The organism is Neobacillus sp. WH10, from assembly GCF_030123405.1.
Lineage (GTDB): Bacteria > Bacillota > Bacilli > Bacillales > Cytobacillaceae > Neobacillus.
Genome location: NZ_CP126110.1, coordinates 4,610,779 through 4,633,034 on the forward strand (window position 1 = coordinate 4,610,779; position 22,256 = coordinate 4,633,034).

Below are 22,256 nucleotides of genomic sequence, written 5' to 3' on the forward strand. Positions count from 1 at the left end.
TTGGCCCCCCCTTAAGCATGGTCATTTTGATCGCCTTGTACATATGCTTTATTAAACAAGAACAGTCTAAGCAAAAGATACATCGATGGCAGGAGCAAGCAAAGCCCGGCAATAAACGCAATCACCAGCGCGGTGGCCATCGCTTGGTTCGTAAAGCTGTCATATATCGTTAAATACGGATACATTAAATAGGGATAATGAGAAATTCCATAGGCTAAAAAGGCGAGTGTAAATTGACCCACCAACAACCAAAATGCTAAGCCATAGGCAATCCGCTGCCAAAGTAAATAAACGGTCCCCGCGAAGAAAATCAATGAAAGTCCAAAAAGCCACCAAACATCGACTAATCGCTCATAATGTTCCGGATTATGATCCTTCATTTCCACAATTATACCGCCAGCGGTGATGATTGCAGGTACCGCCCATACCAGTGCATATTTTCGCAACAGATTTGCAGCCTGTCTGTCTTTCGCTTTTTGAGCATACCATGTTAAAAACACGGCGGAAATATATAAGACAGATGTCAGACTGAGAACAACAATACTCCAAGATAATGGGCTTGTAAACAAAGCCCAATAATCAAGTACCGGTCCAGAATCCTCCAAGGTAACAAAGCCGCCCTCAGAAATCGTCAAAACGATTGATAAGGACGCTGGAATAAATAATCCCGTCAAACCGTACAGAATGGTGTAACGTTTATGCTTCAATCCCCCATAGGTACTGAACGCATAATACGCACCGCGGATCGCCAAGAGAATGATAGCAATGCTGGCCGGTACAAGTAAGGTTGAGCCATAATAATAAGCAGTTTTCGGAAAAAATCCAACAATCCCGACAAAGAAAAAGACGAGAAAGACGTTTGTGACTTCCCAAACAGGTGATAAATAACGTTGAATCACTTTCGTTAAAATATGACCTTTGCCTGTCAACGTACTGAAGGCATTAAAAAACCCTGCTCCAAAGTCAATCGATGCGACGATAATGTACCCAAATAGAAAAACACCCAATACAGTAATACCAAGGATTTCAAGTGTCATTACATGTCACCAGCCTTATCCGCTGCCCGATCAGCTAATTCCTGTTCCACCGGATTACTGCGGAACATCCGCCATAATACGAACACACTGCCAATCCCAAGGATGAGATATAATCCGGCAAACAGCCATAGCATCGTATCCACTTGTCCGCTTGAGGTAGCAGCATCCTTTGTCCGCATAATCCCACGCAATATCCACGGCTGGCGCCCTACTTCGTCGAGCCACCAGCCTGCTTCAATCGCGATAATCGCCAGGGGACCGCCCAGCACCATCAGCCAGTTAAACCATTTTGCAAAAATAAACCGCCAATTTCGCCAAGTACCAACTACATATACCAATGATAAGGCAGTCAGCCACATCCCGATTGTTACCATTAAATCGAACAAATAATGAATATAAAGCGGCGGCACGTCAGCCTTGTTAAATTGATCTAATCCGATAACTTCCGCATTTAGGCTGCTATGGGCTAAGAAGCTTAGTCCATATGGGATTTTAATGGCATACTTCACTTCCTCATCATCAAGGACACCATACAAAATTAGCGGTGCTCCTTTTTCAGTTTCAAAATGCCACTCCGCAGCGGCTAATTTTTCCGGTTGATATTCTGCTAAATACTTTCCGGAAAAATCGCCAAGCACCGTTGTGGCAATCGAAAAAATAAGCCCGAGTTTCATTGTTAAAAATAACGCCTTTTGATGGTACACGTGATTGGATCCCTTCAGCAGACGAAAAGCGCCGATGGAAGCTAGTACAAAGGCCGAGGTCATATAAGCTGTTACCACCACATGAGCTACCTTTGTCGGCATCGCAGGGTTAAACATCGCTAAGAGCGGGCTTACATTCACCAGTTGACCGTTAACCAGGTCAAAGCCTTGCGGTGCATTCATAAACGCATTCACAATTGTGATAAACACAGCGGAAATAGAGGCACCCAACGCAACAGGAATCAGGAGCAGTAAATGCTTTTTCTGATTCTCAAATCGATCCCAAGTATATATGTATATTCCTAAAAAAATGGCCTCAAAAAAGAAGGCGAAGGTTTCCAAAAATAATGGCAGGGCAATCGTATTTCCCGCCAGCTCCATAAAATTTGGCCATAACAAGGAGAGCTGCAGGCCGATTGCTGTCCCGGTCACAACCCCAACCGCCACGGTAATTACGAACCCACGCGTCCACCGTCTCGCAAGTAAAATATAATGCTCGTCGTTTTTCTTAATCCCGACCCATTGGGCAATCATAATCATCAGCGGTATACCGACACCAATGGTTGCATAAATGATGTGGAAGGATAAGGTCAATTCTGTTAGCACTCGGCTGAAAAAAACTGTTTCTTCATTTCCCATTACCTGCCCCCCTTAATTTGCGTGCCTTTCCAGCAAATAATTGAAAAAAACTGAACACCTAGAACTTTTACACAACTACCCTCAGCCTGAAAAAATTCGTCCAATCATCGCTAGTCCTAAAATGGACGCTACAATAAAGGACAGCCAAATAAGCTTTCGTTCTTGTTTTTTATAAATGGGAATCGCCCCCAATGCTCAGAATGTAAAACACTCCCCTATTAATGTACCCAATTTTATTTTGTAATATATTTAACTGCATACGAAGCGAGCTGGACCCTGTTTTCGAGACAGAGCTTTTCCAGTAAGTTTTTGATGTGGTTTTTTACCGTATTCTCAGCGATAAACAGGTTTTCGGCAATCTGCTTGTTAGTTAACCCTTCTGAAACTAATAGAAGAATTTCTTTTTCTCTCGGGGTCAATGAACTAATCGCTGGTGTGTTCTGCAAATCGCGCTCGCGAAATTGATAAAGTAATTTTCCGGCCATATCCCTTGTAGCCACGTTCGAGCCGTCTACAATTGAACGAAGATACTGGAGCCAATCATCCGGGTCCATATTTTTTAATAAATAACCCTGGGCCCCGTACTGAATACTTGTAAATAAATCTCCGACATTGTCGGAGACACTTAAAATAATTACTTTTATGAACGGATATTTTTCCTTGATGATTTTCGTTGCCGCTAAGCCATCCAAAACCGGCATTTCAATATCAATTAATAAAATGTCGGGAAGATGTTCGGCGCAGAGGTCAATGGCTTCCTTGCCATTCTTGGCTTGACCGACAATTGTAAAAAGAGGTTCTTCTTCAAGAATTTCCATAATTGCCTGCCTTGCATGGGGGTGATCATCAGCGATTAAAACTCGATAAGGAACCATCATTTATCGCTCCCTTTTACCATTATTTTTGTCCCGTGATTTTTCTCAGAGGAGATTTCAAGCACCGCATCAATTTTTTCAACACGCTCTTTTAACATGACGAGACCATATTGATTCAGACTCCGTTCATTTTTCGAAAACCCTTTTCCATCATCTTCAATTTTCATTTCCCAACCATTTGGAATCATCTGAAGCAGTAACCCGGCGGATTGTGCTTCAGAGTGTTTTCGGATATTGGTAAATGCCTCTTGGATAATTCCAAAGAGCTGAACCTCTTCCGAAGGACTAAAATAGCCTTCCGTTATCTGGATGGAAACATTTGTTTCAATCCCGGAAACTGTACTCCATTCAATTAACCAATTCTCTACCCGTTTTGGAAAGGAAATCATCTCTAAAGGGTTCACACGCAAATTATAAATCGCCTGCCTGAGATTTGCGTCGATGGAATTGACGAGACCACTCGCTTCATATATTTTTCCCTTTTTTAAATTTACCTTAAGTAAAAATAAAGTCTGAGCAATATTATCGTGTAACTCCTTTGCCAGCCGTTCTCTTTCTTCATAAACAGCGCGCATTTCCCGCTCAGTTGCCAAACGATGGTTTTTTTCCTCAATCATCTTAAACATCCAGGTGGAAAACACATAGGAAACGGCTAATGTTAAAAGGATAATTAAGTAATTCCCTGTCTCCATTGACATATGATACAATAATACACTATGTCGGATGAGCTCAAAGCTCCCAATGAGCAGGGGAGGTATTATAATTGTAAGAATTTTTAATGTACGAAAAGACATCCTTATGGCCCCTCTACTTCCTAATATCTCCATTAAAGCACATCTGCGCGGATTATTCCTCCTTTTGGCGATAGCGGCCAAGAAGCTCCACCATAAATTGTTTCGGATTAACATGATCATTTCGGATCGCTTCTGTCATCCTTCCATTTTCCATAAAGATGACCTGGTCAGCCACTTCGGCGGCGACATCCATCATATGAGTGGAAAAAATAATCGTCGTACCGCTCTGTTTTATTTTTTTTAGCAAATCAATAAATACATCAATCCAGTACGGATCCAGGCCATTTGTCGGTTCATCAAGAATCAACACGGAGGGGTTTGCGAGCCATGCCTGTCCAAATAACAGCCTTTGGCGCATCCCTTTTGACAAGTGTTTAATCATTTCATCTTTTTTGGCAGCTAACCCAAGTATGTGGATTACTTCCATGACCCGGGACTTTGAAACCTTTCGAAACGATCCATAAAAAGTTAAAAACTCCGTGACAGTCAGCGTTTCTTGGGCAAAAAATTCATCCGGCATATATCCGATAAACGAAACATACTGCTTTCGATTTTGCTTGATATCAATATGATTAATCAAAACGGTGCCATCACCTGTGGCGGAAATGCCGGCAATCATCTGAAGCAAGGTGCTTTTCCCGGCACCGTTTCCACCACAGAGGACAATGCACTCACCATCCTCTGCTGTTAACGAGAACGGATAAAGGGCGGTTTTATGTTTAAATACCTTGGAAACATTTTTTATATCGATCATAGAAATCTCCTTCTTCTTAAAAACAGGATCGAAACGGAAAACATAATCACTAAGTAAGCAATCATGTAGCCGATTAACATGCCCCAGCCGGCACCTGATTGGAATAGGTGAACAACCCCATCGTACGTGCCGCCAAATATCGCGCCGCTGTCCCATTGAATGATTAAAAAGATACGTAAAAACTCAGCTGGGTTTAAGACCATCGCTAGTTTCATTAGCGGGTCAATCATTGGGTAGGGAACAAGACCTAAAATGGCAATTAAAGCGGTTGGCCAAATCATTATAAGGAAGAACCAGATGGAAACAGACGATATTAATGCCTTCCATCTTGTTTGCGCCACTGTTCCAAGTAGTAAACCAAGAATTAAAAATACATAGATCAAGAGGAGAGAAAAGAGATAGATTCCCAGTATCCATGGCAGCGATAACTGGATACCTGTTGTCAAACCAATCGCCATGCTGATCCCAAAGCTAAATGTGAACACAGCCGCCTGTGCCGTAATCAGACCGGCAAATTTCCCAAAAAAATAGGCGGGAATACTGACAGGATACGTACAGAGGAGCTTCCACTGCCCACTTTCTAATTCATTTGTAATCGAAAAGGAACCGATAATCAGCATGAACAACGGCAGTAAATAGAGCAGGATATTGACAATCGTTCCCGTGACATTCGTAAAGCTGGAAAGGCCTGCATTATTTCGTTCAAGTAAAAACAACAGCGAAAACACTAGCACCCAAAGGATTAGAAATAGATAGTAGGAACGCTGCCTCGTCATTGTCTTCCATTCAGAAAGCCATAAGTTTCTCATCGTTTGCATCCTTTCAAGCAAAAAGACAATCTTAATGGACTGTCTTTTTGCACTAATCTTTCTTAAATTTTGGCTGTTTTCATAAACATTGTTGGATGGATTATATCAAGTTCAGATTCTTCAAATTTACATTTTTAATATAAATTTTACTCCAACAATAAATTTAAATAATATATATGTCGACTTAACCCGTCTTTCGGAGATTTTAGGATTTTATCGGCGAATTTGAAGGCTCTAAACCGCGGATCTAAAAAAACAATATTTTAGAATAAGCCATCGTTTTTCATCAATGCTTATCCTCAGAATGTTCCTTCTCCATGCCGTCGTGTCCGTCTTGCATGTTCATTTTCCCCTTCATTTTTTCCTTCATTTCTTTAACCATTTCCTCATTCTTTTCCCATGAATGGTTCTCCAACTTGTCATAAGTTAATAGGCTGCCGCCATGTTGATCGATAAAAGCTTGCGCATCTTTTTTTTCTGTAAAAGAGATGACATTATAGGCCATTGGTGTTTTGATTGGCTTGTCATACACATATGAAGCCTTTTTTGCTTCAATCCATTCCTTGGAATCATAGTCTTTAACAAATGAGTCGGCTACTTTCTTGTCACTATTTTCCTTCAGCCATTTGTACATGCAGCCGATATCATCAAATACCATGGATTTTCCGTTTTCAAGAATAATTTCAGTAGCAAACTGGTCATCTTTTACAGCCATATGACAGTTTTCACATTTATCTGTTTTTTCATTGATGGCCACTGGTTTAACATCCTTTTTGCCACAGCCGGCGATGACAAATAAGGATAGGATGGCAATTAAGCATGATTTTAGTAATTTTTGTTTCAATTTCTTTTCCTCCCAAAATAAATTAATAGTAGACTAACGATAATCATGGCAAGGCAGATCACCCAAAAGACAGTCTGTTTCTGTTCGGGTTGTTGCTGGTTGTTTAAGTCATTGTTCATTAATGGTTCTTGATCGGTTACAAGAAGGTGTTCGGGACTTTTTAGCAGTTTTTGCAGCAGAGTCATCCCCGGATGTTGAAAGAATAGCTGATAAGGCGGTGTTTCTCTTGCTAGATTAAGAAAAAACGGATCGGCACTGTGAGGCAGATTGCTTTTTCCATCACCGTCAGTATCAAGCTTCATAGCGGCATCCCAATAATTGTTTTGAATTGTATTATTGGCAGCGTCCGTAGCTTGAAAATCGTTTACATTGCTGATAAAGGCATTGCCCTCAATCACATTTTTCTCAATTCGATTCATTTGTGTGCCAATAAAATTGGCGGCAATTTCGTTGCCTGTAATTTCATTCCCGCTCGAATCTTCGATAAACATCCCAACCCGGTTATCGGAAATGCGATTGTGATTAATCGTGGAATCATGGACATCAAAGAGAAGCAGACCCTGAGCGTTCACATTTTGATTATTTTCCAGCAGCTGATTATCCGCAATGACGGAATAGTTCGTCCCCATCACCATCGCACCGGTATAATTCCGTGTTGATCGATTATTCTTTGCGGTTATATAATCAGAAAACATCACATGGAGTCCATACCTTGAATCACTGATGGTATTACCACTAAACGTGTTATAGTGGCTATCTTCCATATAAAAGCCATCCTGGACGTGATCAATCTTGATTTCTTCAAACGTATTATGATGGGATTCCCAAAGTTCAAAACCATTTCCCTTGCCGTATCCAGATAGTCTAATATTTCGGAAATTTGTTTGTTCAACATTTTCGAGGTTTATTCCGGATTTCCTTATTTTCAGCGTTATATCCTCGAGCTGATGATTCTTCCCGCTTATTTTTACCGCAGCTGAACTTTTATCTTGTTTACAGCTCAGAATCTGGATCCCTTTAACGGTCACATTTTTCCCCTTAATAGTAATGGCTGGTTTAGCATTACAAGCTTTAAGAATGGTTCCTTTCTCTCCCGCCAGCACAATCGGCTTTTTTAGAACAATCGGTTCCTGATAGGTACCAGCAGCCAGCTTCAGTGTTCCGCCAGCTGGAACAGCATCGATTTGTGACTGAAGGGATATATCTGCAGACGTCTCCTTTCCTCCTACTAAACTAATCATCCCCACAAATAAAATCAGTTTCAGTAAAACTTTCATATCAATTATTTCCTTCCTGGGAACATTAAAGATTGCTACATGGTCAGGCTATTTTTTATTTAAAGGGGTTGGATTTTGTAACAAGTACTAAGGTAAACGATATGGTGGATTTTTCCTATGACTCAGAGGGGCTATTTTTTTACCATATTTGAAAATTCTTTGGCAAAATTCCTTTGATTTTAGTTAAGTTAGAGGGATTTATGTAAAGAAAAAAGGAGGAGATAGTTTGTTACCCATTTCTCCCCAAGTCACGCACCTGCACTTTTTTTCCAACACGAAACGTTACAAATAATGCCAATTCATGCATTCCTACCATGAGGATTCCCGCCATTATTTGATCAAATTTAGTATTGAATGGATAAGGAAGTATAGTTAAAGAACGTAAGTCGACGGGGCTTATGCAAAGAGTTGCGGTCATTTGGGTATGAAGAGGATTATTCAGTCCACCAATAAAGGCAGTTAAGATGAAAAAGATACAAGCAGGTAACAATAATAGTCCACTCAAAAAGGCATAACGTTTATTCTGCTCCTTGCCAATTGGACGCCACATACTAAATGACATGACCAAAAGTACGAATAGAAATCCATTATGAACAAATGAATTTTGCGAAAGAAACGCAAAAACTACCGGCAAATGATACATCAAGAATAGAGCTGCAAATGTAAACAGGGCAGCCTTCGGAGGAAGGAATAATTTATTTAATCCTTTCACTATTTTAGGGAAAGAGTCCGGGATTCCTAACAGAATAAGAGGAGGGATGATGAAAAATATAATACTCATTTGGATCATATGCAAACTGAAGGATAAATGACTAATAGCTGATAAAGGGCTGCCAATGGTTACGTATATTATGCCTAAACAGAGGAAGAACAGCAGGGGTTGTTTATGATGGATTTTAATGTTCGTAAAGGACAGTAATAAGAATGCATATAATGTACCAACACATATTAGACCCGCTAATAAGGGCGTATTCCACACCAATTGACCTTCCAGCCATACAGCATAGAACATGAAAAATCTTTCCCCCTTTTGTTTGGAATCATTTAACTAACCTTAAAATGTATGCAACGTTAAGGGATTTATGACAAAAACAAAGCTCTAACACATTTAAGCACTATTAAAAACTACGAAATAAAAACAAACACTCCTTCTTTTTACTATAGAAGGAGTGTATTTAATGGAAATGGTGTCAGGCACCATTTCCCCTATTTCTATTATGCTTACCTTTATCCGACCTGCTTAATCGGCGTTGAATCCATATTTCTTAATATCCGATAAATTTCTAGAAGTAGAATATTTAACCCCAGCCATACTCCTCCGAAAACGCAGCCTGCAGCAACATCACTTGGGAGCTCGATATTAAAATATAAACGACTGATGGCTATTAGAATTAACAAAACCAAAACCGCTATCGGAATAACAGTATGAACCCATACCTTTCTGCTATGACGCACAAAGAGAAATACGGCAAAACCGTAAATGACAATCGTCATGAGCAACTGTTCACTCGGAAAGCTATGAAACAGATTATCCATCATCGATTGATTAACAGGTGAGAGCTTGTGAAAAATTTTCCTTAAGCTTTCCTCATAGATCTCGCCGCCACCTGCCACAAGACAAAGAGACAAAAATTCTATACGCTTATCACGACCTTTCCATAAAATCCAAAACACTGTAAGAGTAATCAACAAAAGGTGTACCTGTCTGGAACCCATGAGTAAGAAAATCCGCATAGTCTCGGTCCAGTCTTTACTAAAAGTTAATGAAACCAACAAATTGACAATTTCATTAAAGTCCGAGAATTCTCCCGCAAGGAAATCTTGGATCATCCCTATCATTAAGATAATTAGACCTAAGGTCAGCGCCGCAGTTATCCCTAAAAGAAGTCCTACCCGTCTTCGGGAATGGAATATATTCAAAGTGATATTCAATGCTCTTACTGCTGCGTCTTTCAACTCCAATTTGTACTTTCTAATGATAAAGACAGCGATCATCAATATTGCAGCAATGATCCCCCCGATAATGAGGTATGTTTTAATAGAACTGTGAAACTGCTCCCACTGGGGACCTAGTATCTTGCCAAGCGTAATAAATGTTGTCACCCAAATAAATGCACCACTATAGGCAAACAGCGCAAATTTCCGAAATGGAAGCCTTGTTATTCCTGAAAAATAACCAGTGATATGTCTGACTCCAGGGATAAAATAGGCGATAATCAGCAACTTATTTCCATGCTTGCTATACCATTGTGACGTTTTTTCAATTCTTTCCGGTCCCAAATGAAAACGATGTCCGTATTTTACAAAAAAGGGTTTTCCTAATTTAAACCCGATCCAATAGGATAATGTCATTCCCGTACAAGCTCCCGCTCCTGCCATTAAGATGCTTACGAGCCAATTTAGATGACCTTGAAAAACCAAAAACCCACTGTAACTCATAAGGACTTCTCCCGGTAATGGGAAAGCAATTAATTCAAGAAATAAGGCCGCAAAAAGGACAATATACCCGTACTGATCGATATATGCTGTATAATTGCTCAAGGTTGTCCTCCTTTTTGTTACTATTATGCCCTAGCTCTATGAAAAAAATTGGGCAGCATAACTAATTCAAACGTCATGCATTTAGTCTGATAGCAAAGGACTTGCCTTTATAATCCTTCTGATCATTCCCCAGCCGCTGTCCCGCATCAGTACCGTTGGTAAAATGATATAAACTAGAAATAAAAGGGCTACCATATGATTAGAATATTGTTCATTTGAAAGGCAGGTTCCCTTTAGGTAAGTACAATTCAACTTCCGTTCCTACTCCTTCGGTACTTTTTACTTTAATTTCTCCATGATGCTGTTTCATAATATTTTTGGCTATTGACAGACCCAGACCTGTTCCTCCCGTCTCCCGGCTTCTAGCCTTGTCCACACGGTAAAAACGTTCAAAAATATTAACTATTTCAGACTCAGGTATGCCAATCCCGTAATCTTTCACCATAATGACCATAAATTCTTCCTTTTCCTCTAAATACACATCGATTTTCTCCGAACTGTATTTAATGGCATTATCAATTAAAATGATGATTGCCTGCTTTAGCTTTAATTCTTCAGCAATGGCGGTAATAGAAGCTTTCTGACAATGGAGGTCAATTTCCCTCTTATAAGCACTTTTCAGCTGTTTACGTATATTCTCGCACAGGGCTACTAAATTGATTGATTTCGTTTCTAACAGATTACCTGATTCTGTATCGGCTAAATCGAGAAATTTTTCTGTCATTCTTTGTATTCTCGTAGCTTCTGAATGAATGGATTCAATGGCATCATGGGCAACCTCTTCATTCCGTGTCCCACGTCTTAACAAAAGATCTGCATAGCTTTTAATCACCGTTAGCGGGGTCTTTAATTCATGCGAAGCGTCTGAAATAAATTGCTTCTGTTTTTCCAGGTTTGCCTCCAGTCTTTCAATCATTCGATTAAACGTTACCGCTAATTTTTGCAGTTCATCCTTTGTTTCATGTTGGATGACAATTTTTTTAGGGATCCCACTTTGCTCTATGTCCTCCATCGTATTAATCATATTTGAAATTGGTCTCATAATCAGATTGGACAGCCACCTGCCCCCCAGCAGGGATAATACCGCTCCTAAAATCGTACAAAAAATAAGAATAGAAAGTAATAAGTCCTTTCCCAATTCCAATCCGGTTAATTTCTCTCCGAACTCAAGTGTGCCTGTAATCTGCCCGTCTGCTTGGATTGGTACCCTGACAATCGCAATTTGTTCTTCTTGATTTTTTAACCTAACTGCACGCCTCTCCGTCCCTTTTTCACTAGCAAATTGCGGCTTTATTTTTGCGGCCAAGTGCGTATCATTTGTTACTTGGTTAACAATTTTTCCGTCAGGTTGAATGATCCTAATAAAAGAATGAGGCGTCAGATATGGGGTTAATTTTTCTTTAATAGCTGCAGGAGTATCATCCTGATTTAACTTCTTTATCAATTGGCCTGCCTTTTGAAAAAGGGTATTATCCTCCATATTGACCGTAATATTCAAAAACGAAAAAAAGACTACTGTGTTTACAGCAATTAACACACAAAGTATCCATGCGGTTGTGATCAGATTAATTTTGGTCGTAATCTTCATTTGCTACTTCTCCCTTATTGTATATCCAATCCCCCTGATCGTCTGAATAATGGTAGGGTCTGAAAAGCCTTCTTCGATTTTCTTTCGTAAATGTCTGATAAACACATCAATTACATTTGTTTCCCCTTCGTATTCATAGCCCCACACATGAAAAATAATATTTTCACGTGTGACAATTTTATTTTTATTTGTAAGCAAATAGGCTAACAAATCAAATTCCTTGGGCGTTAAGGTAATCGAAACCCTACCCCTGATCACCTCTCTTGTATCAAGGTTTACGGTTAAATCCCTTATGGATAACAGAGTTTCTTCAGGCTGCTGCGCCTTAATAACAATGGAATTCTGACGCAGACATGACCGAATTCTTGCCAATACTTCCTCCATTTCAAATGGCTTAGTAATATAATCATTTGCTCCTAGATCAAGTCCAGATACCTTATCCATAGTCATGTTCCGGGCCGTTAGTAGGATGACAGGCAGCAGGTTATTCTCTACTCGTATTTTTCTCAACACTTCAATCCCGTTCATTTCTGGCAGCATGACATCCAATAGGACTAAATCCAATTTATCGTTCAATGCGGCTTGCAATCCTGACTTACCGTCATAGGCAACAACCACATCATAGCCTTCAAATTCAAGTTCAATCTTTAAAATTTTTGCGATTTGTTTTTCATCCTCAACAACTAAAATTCGCTTATTAATAATAAGCCCTCCTTTTTAGTGTCTATCCCAAGGCGGGGAATTCAAAATATTATGTGAGTAATCCTCTTCTACAATGTAGCACTATTTTTTCCTATCATTCATATTTTCATTGAAATTTAATCATTTATGTATACTGCACTTCAAGAAACTAACTACTGATAAACGCCAAAAACTCCTTCTTTTTTACCATAGAAGGAGTGCATTTATTGCAAATGGTGTCAGGCACCATTTGCTAAATTTTGTAAGGTGTGTTTTCGAATTGTTAATAGGAGATCAGCAAGGAAGTATAGTCCTGCCGTAACCCAGACCCATATCCAAAATGGTTCAATGACTCCATACATAAAAGCAATTGCAGGATGAACCCATTTTAAACAAATAAGTGATAAGAACACCCAGCAGATGGAGAAGGGTAAACAGATATGACCATGAAGCTGCAACGGTGTATCTGAATAATCCCACCATTGCTTATGGAACCATTTCTGTAGCATTGCCCCGCTTACATATTCGACAAGGGTCGGAATGAAAAGGCATAAAAAGATAGCGATAGCCCAGTTTGTATCAGGTGAAATCAAATAAACCAAGAGTACCGGGGCAAAGCCGTACATCGGTTTAAAGGGGCCAAATAAAAAATTCTCTTTAAAAAATTCCCGGTTTGTAAAAAAGCTATAGCTATTTTCAAGCAACCAGCCAATGAACGAATACACCGTGAAATAAAACACAATAGCCGCAGCTCCATCAATAGTAAGAAATTCCGGATCTTGAATCACAAAGCTTAAAATCATGGCTTAACCACCTTTCTTAAATGGTAAATTACCACAATAGGTTTAGCCACCAAGCCACCTAATATACCAAAAGCTTCCTTTATATTCACAAAAAATAGCCAGACATCAAGTAAGTTTTCTTGGTGTTGTTAGTGACCAAAATTAACACGGTAAACTAAGCATTAATATGCGATTTAATCTTTTGTTTAAATTCTAAATTTACAAAGAAAACGATCATAACAACGATGCGTCAAAACAAATGAACATTATGTTGATTATACATCAATAAGTTTATTATAATTGGTTTACCGTCGATAGAAATAAACAATAAATTAATCAGTTTTGTCTATTAATTAACACAACCATAGTTCAGGTTTATTTTTCGGACAAAAAGTTTACTGGGGGTATGTGGACATGTCAGAGCGGCATGCAGATAGAAGAATTATTCGAACAAAGCGGATGATCCGCGACGCTCTTACTTTGCTAATGGAGGAAAAAGGATTTGAAGCGATTACCGTCCGTGATCTAACCGAAAGAGCGGATATTAATCGCGGAACCTTTTATTTACATTATGAGGATAAATACGATTTATTAGAGCAATGCGAAGAAGAAATTATCAACGGGATCAATAAGTTAACTCTTAAGATCAATCCAGAAGATGCCTTAAGCTTTGATGGTCAAAAGGAGCCATTTCCGTTTATTGTTTACTTATTTGAATACTTACACGAGAATTCTAGTTTTATGAAGGCTGTCTTGGGTCCAAATGGAGACGCATCCTTTCAGGAAAAATTGAAGGAATTAATTAAAAGGACCTTTTATCAAAATATCCTCTCCAAAATAAATCAAGAAGACATGCTTGTGCCAGTTGATTTTCTCATTGCCTATGTCTGCTCGGCCCACCTCGGTGTGATCCAGCATTGGTTAGAAAGTGGTATGGAAAAATCACCGCGAGAAATGGCATTGATTTTAGCTCGAATTACCCTTTTAGGGCCTAGACAGGTTTCAGGGCTATATAGTAAAGCTAAGTGAAGACAGTTAGAGCATCTTCACTTTTTCTATTGTGTCAAAATGATAATAATTAAAGGCTGATAACTTTCAAGTAGCAGTAACTGATGTACTGTATTGGAAAATTTTTTTATTGCAAAAATTGAGGTGCTGGTGATATTATTGTTAGTACTTGAAATTAAGGTATAAGAAAATGAACTAACAGTTCAAGGAGGACAATAATGGAAACAACCAATATAAAAAATGAACGTCCACCATATGGGATTCTTGCCATCCTTATGATTGGTGCTTTTATTTCCATGTTAAATGAAACACTATTGAATGTTGCATTACCATCGATCATGAAGGATTTAGATGTGGGTGCATCCACTGTTCAATGGCTGTCAACAGGTTATATGCTTGTGAATGGGATTATGATACCAGCAACAGCCTTTTTGATTCAAAAATATTCCGTTAGAAGGTTATTTCTAACCGCGATTAGTTTATTTACAGTAGGAACATTTCTAGCAGGATTCTCTACTGCCTTTCCTGTATTGTTAGTTGCTCGGCTAATCCAAGCTTCTGGATCAGCGATAATGATGCCACTGCTAATGAACGTGATGTTAAATAGCTTTCCACCTGAAAAAAGAGGGGGAGCGATGGGGCTTTTCGGGCTCATTTTCATTTTTGCTCCTGCAGTTGGCCCAACATTATCCGGTTGGATGCTTGAACATTATGACTGGAGAATGTTATTTCACTTTGTTTCTCCGATTGCAGTGATTGTCCTTTTAATCGGGTTTTTCTTACTTAAGGATAAAAAAGCTAAAGTCGAGATTAGTCTTGACTTCCTGTCGCTAGTGTTATCAAGTATTGGCTTTGGAGGATTGTTGTACGGATTTAGCTCAGCGGGTGATAAAGGCTGGGATAGTCCACAAGTATATGGAACGATTATTGTCGGAGCGATTTCATTAATTCTGTTTATATTCCGTCAATTTAAACTTGAAAAACCAATGCTTGAATTCAGAATCTATAAATACCCAATGTTTGCATTATCATCAGCAATCTCTGTTGTTATCTCTATGGCGATGTTTTCAGCAATGCTGCTATTACCGATCTATGTCCAAACAATTCGCGGGATTACTCCAATGAAATCTGGCTTGATGATGCTTCCAGGTGCACTACTGATGGGAATTATGTCCCCTATCACCGGGAAATTATTTGATAAGATTGGCGGCCGCATTTTGGCTATTATCGGCTTATCGATTACGATTCTAACAAGTTATTTTTTCAGTAAATTAACGCTTGATACATCTTATACACACTTAATTCTTTTATATTCAGCACGGATGTTTGGGATGTCCATGGTGATGATGCCTGTTATGACAAATGGCTTAAACCAATTACCTGCGCGTTATTATCCACACGGTACAGCGATGAACAGTACATTGCAGCAGGTATCAGGCGCAATTGGTTCTGCGCTGCTCGTTACGATCATGACAAATCGGACGCAAACACATGCGGAAGATTTAGCCGCATCCGCTATGAAACACTTAACGGAGAATCCTACTCCAGATGTAGTAGCTGAAATAAAGCAACAGATTGCAATGAAAGCGATGTTGGAAGGAATTAATGATTCTTTCGTCGTATCGGTTGGAATTGCAAGTATTGCTCTTATCCTTGCTTTCTTTATCAAACGTTCAAAACAAGCTGATGACCCGAACGAAGTGAAACCAGTTGATCAAAAAACGGTAAATAAATTAGTAGAAAATTAATCCGTTAGGGGTGACGAAATGTCATCCCTATTTTTTTATATAATACTGTCTTTAAGAATTTGTCGCGTTTGGTCAAGGATACTTCCAGCCACTTTATCCCTTTTTCAAATTATAGACATAATTCATCTTTCTGTTCATTGTTTAAATCGTCTGGAGTTGTAAAATAAATAATAAGAACGATTTACCTTTACGAGGGGGAACAAGAATGGATTCAACCATTAAAGTGGAACAGGTGAATAAAAGATTTGGCAAAAACCCCGTTTTGAATGATGTTAACTTAACCATCCCGAAAGGCCAATTATTCGGATTAATCGGTCCTTCAGGAGCAGGGAAAACAACGCTAGTAAAAATGATCGTTGGCATGGAAAAGTGCGACACAGGTTCGATTCATGTTTTGGGCAGGAAAGTGCCGAATCTGAAGTTATTACAGGAAATTGGTTACATGGCGCAATCCGATGCCTTGTATGTTGAGTTAACAGGTGAAGAGAATCTGAAGTTTTTTGCATCGCTTTATAAGTTGAATAAAGAAGAACAGAAAAGGCGTATCACTTATGCGGCCGATCTGGTTAATCTGACAGCTGATTTAAAGAAACGGGTAGCTGCCTATTCTGGCGGGATGAAACGACGTTTATCCCTGGCGATTGCGCTCATTCAAGATCCGAAAATTTTGATTTTAGATGAGCCAACTGTAGGAATTGACCCGGAATTGAAATTGTCCATTTGGGCTGAATTATTACGTTTGAAAAATGAAGAAGAAAAAACGATTATCGTGACCACCCATGTGATGGATGAGGCGGTTAAATGTGATTATGTTGCAATGGTTCGCGATGGCCGTATTTTAACGAGCGGCACTCCAAATGAGTTAAAAGCTTTATTCAAAACAGACGATTTCGATGAGGTATTCCTGAAAGCAGGGGTGAAACAGTCATGAGAATTATGGCATTAATCAAAAGAATCTGTCAGCAACTGCTTCGTGATAAACGAACATTAGCATTAATGTTTATGGCTCCGCTATTAATTTTAACCCTTATGTACTTTTTATTTAATGGGAATACCGTTAAACCAAAATTAGGTGTCGTGGGGGTTGATTCTAGTCTTATAAAAGCCTTAAAAGATGCCGACATTAAGGTAAAAGAATATGAGAAAGTTACAAAAAGCACGGTGGTTGATGATAACCTTAACGGACTGCTGCAGCAGGAAAATGGAAAAATGGAATTAACACTCCAAAATGACGACCCAAGTTCCGCAAAGGGCTTACAAGCGAAGGTAAACCAAACGGTTTCAGCTCTTTCTATGTCCAAACTCATCCAGCAAAATCCGGCATTAGCAGGGATGATGCCTAAAAAGATTGAAACAAACTATATTTATGGAAATAAAGAAACGGTGTTTTTCGATGTTTTAAGTCCAATATTCGTTGGTTTTTTTGTCTTCTTCTTTGTCTTTATCATTTCAGGTATTGGATTATTACGGGAACGAACAACGGGAACATTAGAACGGTTATTATCAACCCCGATCCAAAGAGGAGAAATTGTCACGGCTTATTTGGTCGGCTATGGGATGTTTGCGGTTATTCAAACGGTTATTGTCGTTTTTTATTCTATTAATGTATTAGATATCGTGCTCGTTGGATCGATATGGAATGTACTTCTGATTAATTTGCTCTTAGCATTGGTGGCATTATCGTTAGGAATATTGTTGTCAACGTTCGCCGCTTCCGAATTTCAAATGATGCAATTTATCCCGATCGCGGTCGTTCCACAAATATTTTTTGCAGGGATATTCCCTCTAGAGGGAATGGCAGATTGGCTCCAGGCGATTGCAAAGGCATTCCCTATGTATTATGCCGGCGATGCATTAAGGGGCGTTATGTATAAAGGATATAGTTTTAGTGAGATTAGCTGGGACCTTTTGGCCTTAGTAATCTTCGCTGCAATATTTATCATACTTAATATCTTTTCCTTGAAAAAGTATCGGAAATTATAAGAAAAGTGGGGATTATGTTTATCCCCACTTTTTTTGTTACTTTATCTTATTGCTTTTAACCCTCTGCTCCATGCCACCACTTTGCCAAGATTGTATTAACATTCGTCAAATGCAATTCAGCTGCTTTTCCAACCCAATCCTTTTGCGGCTAAAATTACATCCAATTTAATACAAGAGCTATAAAAAAATATTACAAGAATAATTAAAAGTGAACTACAAATAATATTTACCATAATTATACTTTTAGGGGGGATAGCTATAAAGAAGTCAGATTCAATTACAGTATTTCAATTAATCCTATTATCTATGACTGCAGTTGGCTTAAAGAATCATGTCACTATTATTTCACCACTGATACAAACTGTAGGAAGAGATTCTTGGTTAAGTGTGATTGTTTCACTTTTTTTGGTACTTCTCTGGATTCCTCTTCTATTTTTTATTCATAAAAAAACAAGGCAGGAGCACTTGAATATATGGATGCAAAAAAATATTGGAAAAGGGCTGAGCAATATCTTTTTTTTCATTATTATCCTTTATCTTACCCTTTTAGCAGGGGTTACATTAAGGGAGACAATTACTTGGGTCAATATTACTTTCCTCCCGAAGACCCCTTTTTTTTTGCTGGCATCTTGTTTTGCTTTGGTCTGTTGGGTGCTGGCAGGAACAAGTCTGCGTACCTTGAGTATCGTTAATATTTTTCTTTTATTTTTTATTATTATTCTCGGCTTTTTTGTGGCGTTTGCCAATTTTCAATACAAGAATTTTTCACTTCTTATGCCCTTTCTCGAACATGGGTTTCGGCCTGTTTTAAAAGGTACAGTATACCAATGTTCAGGGATGGTTGAATTAATGCTTCTTCTGTTTCTTCAACACAAAACTGAAACACCCATTCGGTTTCGCCATTTTGTAATAGCTTCAATTCTTTTAACATTGTTAACAGTTGGCCCTCTTATAGGGGCTGTGATTGAATTTGGACCCGTGGAAGCATCAAAACAGCGATTTCCTCCATACGAGGAATGGGGACTGGCCTCTCTGGGAAATTTTATTGAACACGTGGACTTTTTATCCATCTACCAATGGCTATCAGGAGCATTTGTCCGAATTTCATTATTTTTACTGCTAATAAGGGAATATCTCCCATTTAAACAAAAACAAAAATGGTTTCTGTTATTTATTTTAGCTGCAATTACTGCAATACCATTACTGCCAATCACTGATTTTCAATTCATGGAAATTTTATCTGCAATCATTTTACCATTTACAGTTTGGTTCTTCTTAGGCTTATCAGTTTTCCTCGGTCTATTGGCAGCGTTTTTTGAAAGAAAAATTTGGAGGACGAACAATGATGTTTAAGAAAGAGCAAAAGAAAACCACACTAAATATAGCTAAAAGTCCTGATGAAAAGGATATTCCAACAGCCGCTAAGTCCCTTAACGAACAAACTCTTCGGGAGTTATTCAAAAAAAACGAAGATGTAAAATTTGAGCCTTTTACATTTAATCAGCACAAGGTGATGCTGACTTACTGTCAAGGGTTAGTTAGAAACGAAATGCTTTATCAAACGGTTCCCGAACGTCTTGAAGCTCTTTTTTCGCAATTACAAGTAGAACCTAGCAAGGAAAAGATTCTCGAACTCCTTCGCCTCCCTTCTCTAAAATTGGTAGAAAATGAAGATGAAGCAGTTTCAGAGATTTTTTCCGGAAAATTGCTGTTGAATTTTAATATACCGGGAAGCATTTTTCTAGTGGACATTTCGGAACGGCCACAGCGAAACCCGGAAGAAACAAAAACTGAAGTAAGTATCTTAGGCCCACGTGACAATTTTATCGAAGACATTTCAATCAACATCGCATTAATTCGAAAACGACTTCGAACAACCTCGCTTGCCAGTAAATCGCTTGAAATTGGCAGACGAACCAGAACGAAAGTTTCTGTTCTTTATATAGACGATATTACTAATAAGGAAATTTTACAAAACATCATGGAAAAGTTGTCAGCTATTGATATTGATGGACTCTTCAGCGGTACACAATTAGAAGAATTACTAGATAAAAACCCATTCGGTCTTTTTCCACGTCATGCCTATTCGGGACGGCCGGACTTTGCCGTTCAATCTCTCCTTAACGGCAGAATCATAATTTTAATCGATGGGATTGCTTATGCTTATATAACACCAGTAAACCTATTCTATCTGTTAAAGAGTACCGAAGATAAAGAGCAGAACTATGCTTTTAACTCCTTTGAGCGATTAATGAGAGTTTTTGGAATTCTTGTGGCTACTTTCCTTCCGGGTTTCTGGGTTGCCCTCTCTTCTTTCCATCAGAATCAGCTTCCGCTCACGCTTTTAGCAACAATTGTAGAATCAAGAAGAGGAGTTCCTCTGCCCACTGCTCTCGAAGCCTTATTAATGCTGCTTATTTTCGAATTATTTAGGGAAGCTGGCCTGCGTTTGCCAACTGCAGTAGGACAAACACTCAGTGTAATAGGCGGACTTATTATCGGAGATGCGGCAATTAGAGCAGGTTTAACAAATCCTGCCATGCTTGTTGTCATTTCAGGCTCGACTATTGCTACTTTTACACTGGTAAACCAGTGGTTAATTGGAACAATTTCTATAATACGGTTTTTTGTCATCTTTTGCGTTTCCCTTTTTGGTTTTTTTGGTTTTTTTATATCAATCTATATTATTTTAATTTACATTGCTAAAATTCGGATTTTTGGAGTTCCTTATTTAGGCTTAGTCACCCGTATTGATATGATGAATATCTTAAAAACTGTTTTTCGTTTACCCGATTCTAAAAAAGTCAGTAGAGTAAACTCTCTGAACCCTAACGATCCTACCCGAAAAGAAGGGAAATCCTAATGAGGAGAAAACTGATAAAACACTTTTTTCTTACATTGATCGTGCTGACTGTTATTCCGATTGCCGGTTGCTGGGATACAACTGAATCAGAGCGAATGGTATATGCTCAAGGGATTGGAGTGGATTATAAGGATGGCCGTTATACCGTTTATTTACAAGTGATAAATTTACGATTAATGGCTAAATCTGAGTCCAGCGGTCCTGGAGGGGCTCAAGAAAATGTTGAAGTCGGACATGCCTCAGCAGAATCGTTTGATAAAGCAGTCTTCAACCTCTATAAAAGTGCCCAAAGACGCATTTTTTGGGGCCATCTTTCCTATCTTGTTTTCACTGAAGATGCCCTAAAACAAGTGGGGATCAAATCGACCATTGATATGTTGGATCGCTATCGGGAGACACGCTATCGCATTTGGATTTATGCAACGAAGGAACCCCTTTCAAAAGTATTCGTTACTACTCCAATTCTTGATTTGTCTACCGCACTATCAAGGCTAAGTGATCCAAAAGCCGCATTTCATCAAAGTTCGTTTATTCGTCCAATCGATATGAGAGAACTGCTTATTGCGATAGACGAGCCTGGGCACGAGGTAATTATGCCTTTCATAAGCATTTCTGAAAAAGCATGGGTGACAGATAAGGGGGGGCATGATGCCATTAAAATAGATGGGATTGCTGTTACTACAGCTGATGCTCTTAAGGGAGACATAACAAACGATCACGCCATAGGTTTTAGGTGGATGAGTAAAGATTTTGTTCGAGACGGGATAGAGGTAAAAAGTAAAAAAGGACCAAAATTTAATATAGTGATTGAAAAGTTAAAGGTAAAGGTAATTCCAATCGTAAAAAATTCAAATATTTATTTTAATGTAAAGATCAAAGCTAAAGCTGTTGTTCTTGTCCTTGTAGAAAAAGTGAATCTTGATTGGTTAGCAACAGAAACAGAAAAGGAAATAAAAAAACAAGTTATGGAAACTTATTCAAAGGGACTTAGCATCGACGCAGATGTGTTTCGACTATCAGAGGTTCTTTATCGAAAAAAAGTAAAAGCCTGGAAACAGGCAGAATATAATGGAAAAATTCCGTTAACGAAAGATTCCATTAAGCTGGATATAAAAGTGAAATTGGTCAATGGAGCTAAACAACGGAAAAAACCTACTATAGATTAATTCTGTTTATTGCTTTTGATTCATTTTGTACTTTTATAGCTTTGAGTCTAGACTTAGATAGTCGTTTATCCAAGAATTATGAATTTCAAATGAATCACTGCTCTTGGGCCCTTCTAAGTAATCTAAGGACCCTTACTATCGTATCTAATTGGTTTCTTTTACG

20 protein-coding genes are annotated in these 22,256 nt (G+C 38.7%); 7 read left to right on the forward strand and 13 right to left on the reverse strand.

Annotated features, from left to right (window positions below; all coding sequences use genetic code 11):
- Window positions 1-11 precede the first annotated feature (11 nt).
- The 13 genes from QNH20_RS22640 to QNH20_RS22700 all read right to left on the reverse strand — a co-directional run bounded on the left by QNH20_RS22640 (window position 12) and on the right by QNH20_RS22700 (window position 13,346).
- The gene (locus QNH20_RS22640; RefSeq protein WP_283920190.1) at window positions 12-1,037 is read right to left on the reverse strand and encodes a cytochrome d ubiquinol oxidase subunit II; all 1,026 of its coding nucleotides are present in this window, start codon (window positions 1,035-1,037) and stop codon (window positions 12-14) included.
- The gene (locus tag QNH20_RS22645; RefSeq protein ID WP_283920191.1) at window positions 1,037-2,380 is read right to left on the reverse strand and encodes a cytochrome ubiquinol oxidase subunit I; all 1,344 of its coding nucleotides are present in this window, start codon (window positions 2,378-2,380) and stop codon (window positions 1,037-1,039) included. Before QNH20_RS22645 ends, QNH20_RS22640 begins: the two co-directional genes overlap by 1 nt.
- Window positions 2,381-2,613: 233 nt before the next feature.
- Complete coding sequence (locus QNH20_RS22650) at window positions 2,614-3,255, reverse strand: response regulator (protein WP_283923479.1); 642 nt, start codon at window positions 3,253-3,255, stop codon at window positions 2,614-2,616.
- Window positions 3,255-4,049, reverse strand: coding sequence for a sensor histidine kinase (locus QNH20_RS22655; RefSeq protein WP_283920192.1), 795 nt, complete (start codon window positions 4,047-4,049; stop codon window positions 3,255-3,257). Before QNH20_RS22655 ends, QNH20_RS22650 begins: the two co-directional genes overlap by 1 nt.
- Before the next feature lie 52 nt (window positions 4,050-4,101).
- Complete coding sequence (locus tag QNH20_RS22660; protein ID WP_283923480.1) at window positions 4,102-4,809, reverse strand: ABC transporter ATP-binding protein; 708 nt, start codon at window positions 4,807-4,809, stop codon at window positions 4,102-4,104.
- Entirely contained in the window at window positions 4,800-5,612 is an 813-nt protein-coding gene (locus tag QNH20_RS22665; RefSeq protein ID WP_283920193.1) for an ABC transporter permease, read from the reverse strand. The genes QNH20_RS22660 and QNH20_RS22665 overlap by 10 nt, the downstream gene beginning before the upstream one ends.
- Before the next feature lie 286 nt (window positions 5,613-5,898).
- Window positions 5,899-6,456 carry a nitrous oxide reductase accessory protein NosL gene (locus tag QNH20_RS22670; protein WP_283920194.1) on the reverse strand — a complete coding sequence of 186 codons (558 nt, stop codon included), beginning with the start codon at window positions 6,454-6,456 and terminating at the stop codon, window positions 5,899-5,901.
- Window positions 6,453-7,733: a right-handed parallel beta-helix repeat-containing protein gene (locus QNH20_RS22675; protein WP_283920195.1), complete on the reverse strand. Its 1,281-nt coding sequence runs from the start codon at window positions 7,731-7,733 to the stop codon at window positions 6,453-6,455. Before QNH20_RS22675 ends, QNH20_RS22670 begins: the two co-directional genes overlap by 4 nt.
- A 229-nt stretch (window positions 7,734-7,962) precedes the next feature.
- Window positions 7,963-8,745: a cytochrome c oxidase assembly protein gene (locus tag QNH20_RS22680; protein ID WP_283920196.1), complete on the reverse strand. Its 783-nt coding sequence runs from the start codon at window positions 8,743-8,745 to the stop codon at window positions 7,963-7,965.
- A gap of 215 nt (window positions 8,746-8,960) precedes the next feature.
- Complete coding sequence (locus QNH20_RS22685; protein WP_283920197.1) at window positions 8,961-10,274, reverse strand: VTT domain-containing protein; 1,314 nt, start codon at window positions 10,272-10,274, stop codon at window positions 8,961-8,963.
- A gap of 211 nt (window positions 10,275-10,485) precedes the next feature.
- Entirely contained in the window at window positions 10,486-11,862 is a 1,377-nt protein-coding gene (locus tag QNH20_RS22690; RefSeq protein WP_283920198.1) for a sensor histidine kinase, read from the reverse strand.
- Window positions 11,863-11,865: 3 nt separating this feature from the next.
- Complete coding sequence (locus QNH20_RS22695; RefSeq protein WP_283923481.1) at window positions 11,866-12,564, reverse strand: response regulator transcription factor; 699 nt, start codon at window positions 12,562-12,564, stop codon at window positions 11,866-11,868.
- Between the two features lie 218 nt (window positions 12,565-12,782).
- Window positions 12,783-13,346 carry a putative ABC transporter permease gene (locus QNH20_RS22700; protein ID WP_283920199.1) on the reverse strand — a complete coding sequence of 188 codons (564 nt, stop codon included), beginning with the start codon at window positions 13,344-13,346 and terminating at the stop codon, window positions 12,783-12,785.
- A 393-nt stretch (window positions 13,347-13,739) separates the two neighbouring features.
- Here QNH20_RS22700 and QNH20_RS22705 point away from each other — a divergent pair, with 393 nt between their 5' ends.
- The 7 genes from QNH20_RS22705 to QNH20_RS22735 all read left to right on the forward strand — a co-directional run bounded on the left by QNH20_RS22705 (window position 13,740) and on the right by QNH20_RS22735 (window position 22,093).
- A complete protein-coding gene (locus QNH20_RS22705) occupies window positions 13,740-14,354 on the forward strand; it encodes a TetR/AcrR family transcriptional regulator (protein ID WP_283920200.1) in 615 nt (204 codons plus the stop codon).
- A gap of 197 nt (window positions 14,355-14,551) precedes the next feature.
- Window positions 14,552-16,081 carry a DHA2 family efflux MFS transporter permease subunit gene (locus QNH20_RS22710; protein WP_283920201.1) on the forward strand — a complete coding sequence of 510 codons (1,530 nt, stop codon included), beginning with the start codon at window positions 14,552-14,554 and terminating at the stop codon, window positions 16,079-16,081.
- Window positions 16,082-16,286: 205 nt separating this feature from the next.
- Window positions 16,287-17,012, forward strand: coding sequence for an ABC transporter ATP-binding protein (locus QNH20_RS22715; protein WP_283920202.1), 726 nt, complete (start codon window positions 16,287-16,289; stop codon window positions 17,010-17,012).
- A complete protein-coding gene (locus QNH20_RS22720) occupies window positions 17,009-18,064 on the forward strand; it encodes an ABC transporter permease (RefSeq protein WP_283920203.1) in 1,056 nt (351 codons plus the stop codon). The genes QNH20_RS22715 and QNH20_RS22720 overlap by 4 nt, the downstream gene beginning before the upstream one ends.
- Window positions 18,065-18,340: 276 nt before the next feature.
- Window positions 18,341-19,417 carry a GerAB/ArcD/ProY family transporter gene (locus QNH20_RS22725; protein ID WP_283923482.1) on the forward strand — a complete coding sequence of 359 codons (1,077 nt, stop codon included), beginning with the start codon at window positions 18,341-18,343 and terminating at the stop codon, window positions 19,415-19,417.
- Window positions 19,407-20,927 (forward strand): spore germination protein, encoded by a 1,521-nt coding sequence (locus QNH20_RS22730; RefSeq protein WP_283920204.1) that lies wholly within the window; start codon window positions 19,407-19,409, stop codon window positions 20,925-20,927. The genes QNH20_RS22725 and QNH20_RS22730 overlap by 11 nt, the downstream gene beginning before the upstream one ends.
- The gene (locus tag QNH20_RS22735) at window positions 20,927-22,093 is read left to right on the forward strand and encodes a Ger(x)C family spore germination protein (protein ID WP_283920205.1); all 1,167 of its coding nucleotides are present in this window, start codon (window positions 20,927-20,929) and stop codon (window positions 22,091-22,093) included. The genes QNH20_RS22730 and QNH20_RS22735 overlap by 1 nt, the downstream gene beginning before the upstream one ends.
- Window positions 22,094-22,256 lie beyond the last annotated feature (163 nt).

Coding starts and splice junctions, on each gene's coding strand:
- QNH20_RS22680 (WP_283920196.1), bottom strand. CDS start 8,745: ATGTTCTATGCTGTATGGCTGGAAGGTCAATTGGTGTGGAATACGCCC.
- QNH20_RS22710 (WP_283920201.1), top strand. CDS start 14,552: ATGGAAACAACCAATATAAAAAATGAACGTCCACCATATGGGATTCTT.
- QNH20_RS22645 (WP_283920191.1), bottom strand. CDS start 2,380: ATGGGAAATGAAGAAACAGTTTTTTTCAGCCGAGTGCTAACAGAATTG.
- QNH20_RS22690 (WP_283920198.1), bottom strand. CDS start 11,862: ATGAAGATTACGACCAAAATTAATCTGATCACAACCGCATGGATACTT.
- QNH20_RS22655 (WP_283920192.1), bottom strand. CDS start 4,049: ATGTCTTTTCGTACATTAAAAATTCTTACAATTATAATACCTCCCCTG.
- QNH20_RS22640 (WP_283920190.1), bottom strand. CDS start 1,037: ATGACACTTGAAATCCTTGGTATTACTGTATTGGGTGTTTTTCTATTT.
- QNH20_RS22705 (WP_283920200.1), top strand. CDS start 13,740: ATGTCAGAGCGGCATGCAGATAGAAGAATTATTCGAACAAAGCGGATG.
- QNH20_RS22720 (WP_283920203.1), top strand. CDS start 17,009: ATGAGAATTATGGCATTAATCAAAAGAATCTGTCAGCAACTGCTTCGT.
- QNH20_RS22715 (WP_283920202.1), top strand. CDS start 16,287: ATGGATTCAACCATTAAAGTGGAACAGGTGAATAAAAGATTTGGCAAA.
- QNH20_RS22675 (WP_283920195.1), bottom strand. CDS start 7,733: ATGAAAGTTTTACTGAAACTGATTTTATTTGTGGGGATGATTAGTTTA.
- QNH20_RS22700 (WP_283920199.1), bottom strand. CDS start 13,346: ATGATTTTAAGCTTTGTGATTCAAGATCCGGAATTTCTTACTATTGAT.
- QNH20_RS22735 (WP_283920205.1), top strand. CDS start 20,927: ATGAGGAGAAAACTGATAAAACACTTTTTTCTTACATTGATCGTGCTG.
- QNH20_RS22650 (WP_283923479.1), bottom strand. CDS start 3,255: ATGGTTCCTTATCGAGTTTTAATCGCTGATGATCACCCCCATGCAAGG.
- QNH20_RS22665 (WP_283920193.1), bottom strand. CDS start 5,612: ATGAGAAACTTATGGCTTTCTGAATGGAAGACAATGACGAGGCAGCGT.
- QNH20_RS22730 (WP_283920204.1), top strand. CDS start 19,407: ATGATGTTTAAGAAAGAGCAAAAGAAAACCACACTAAATATAGCTAAA.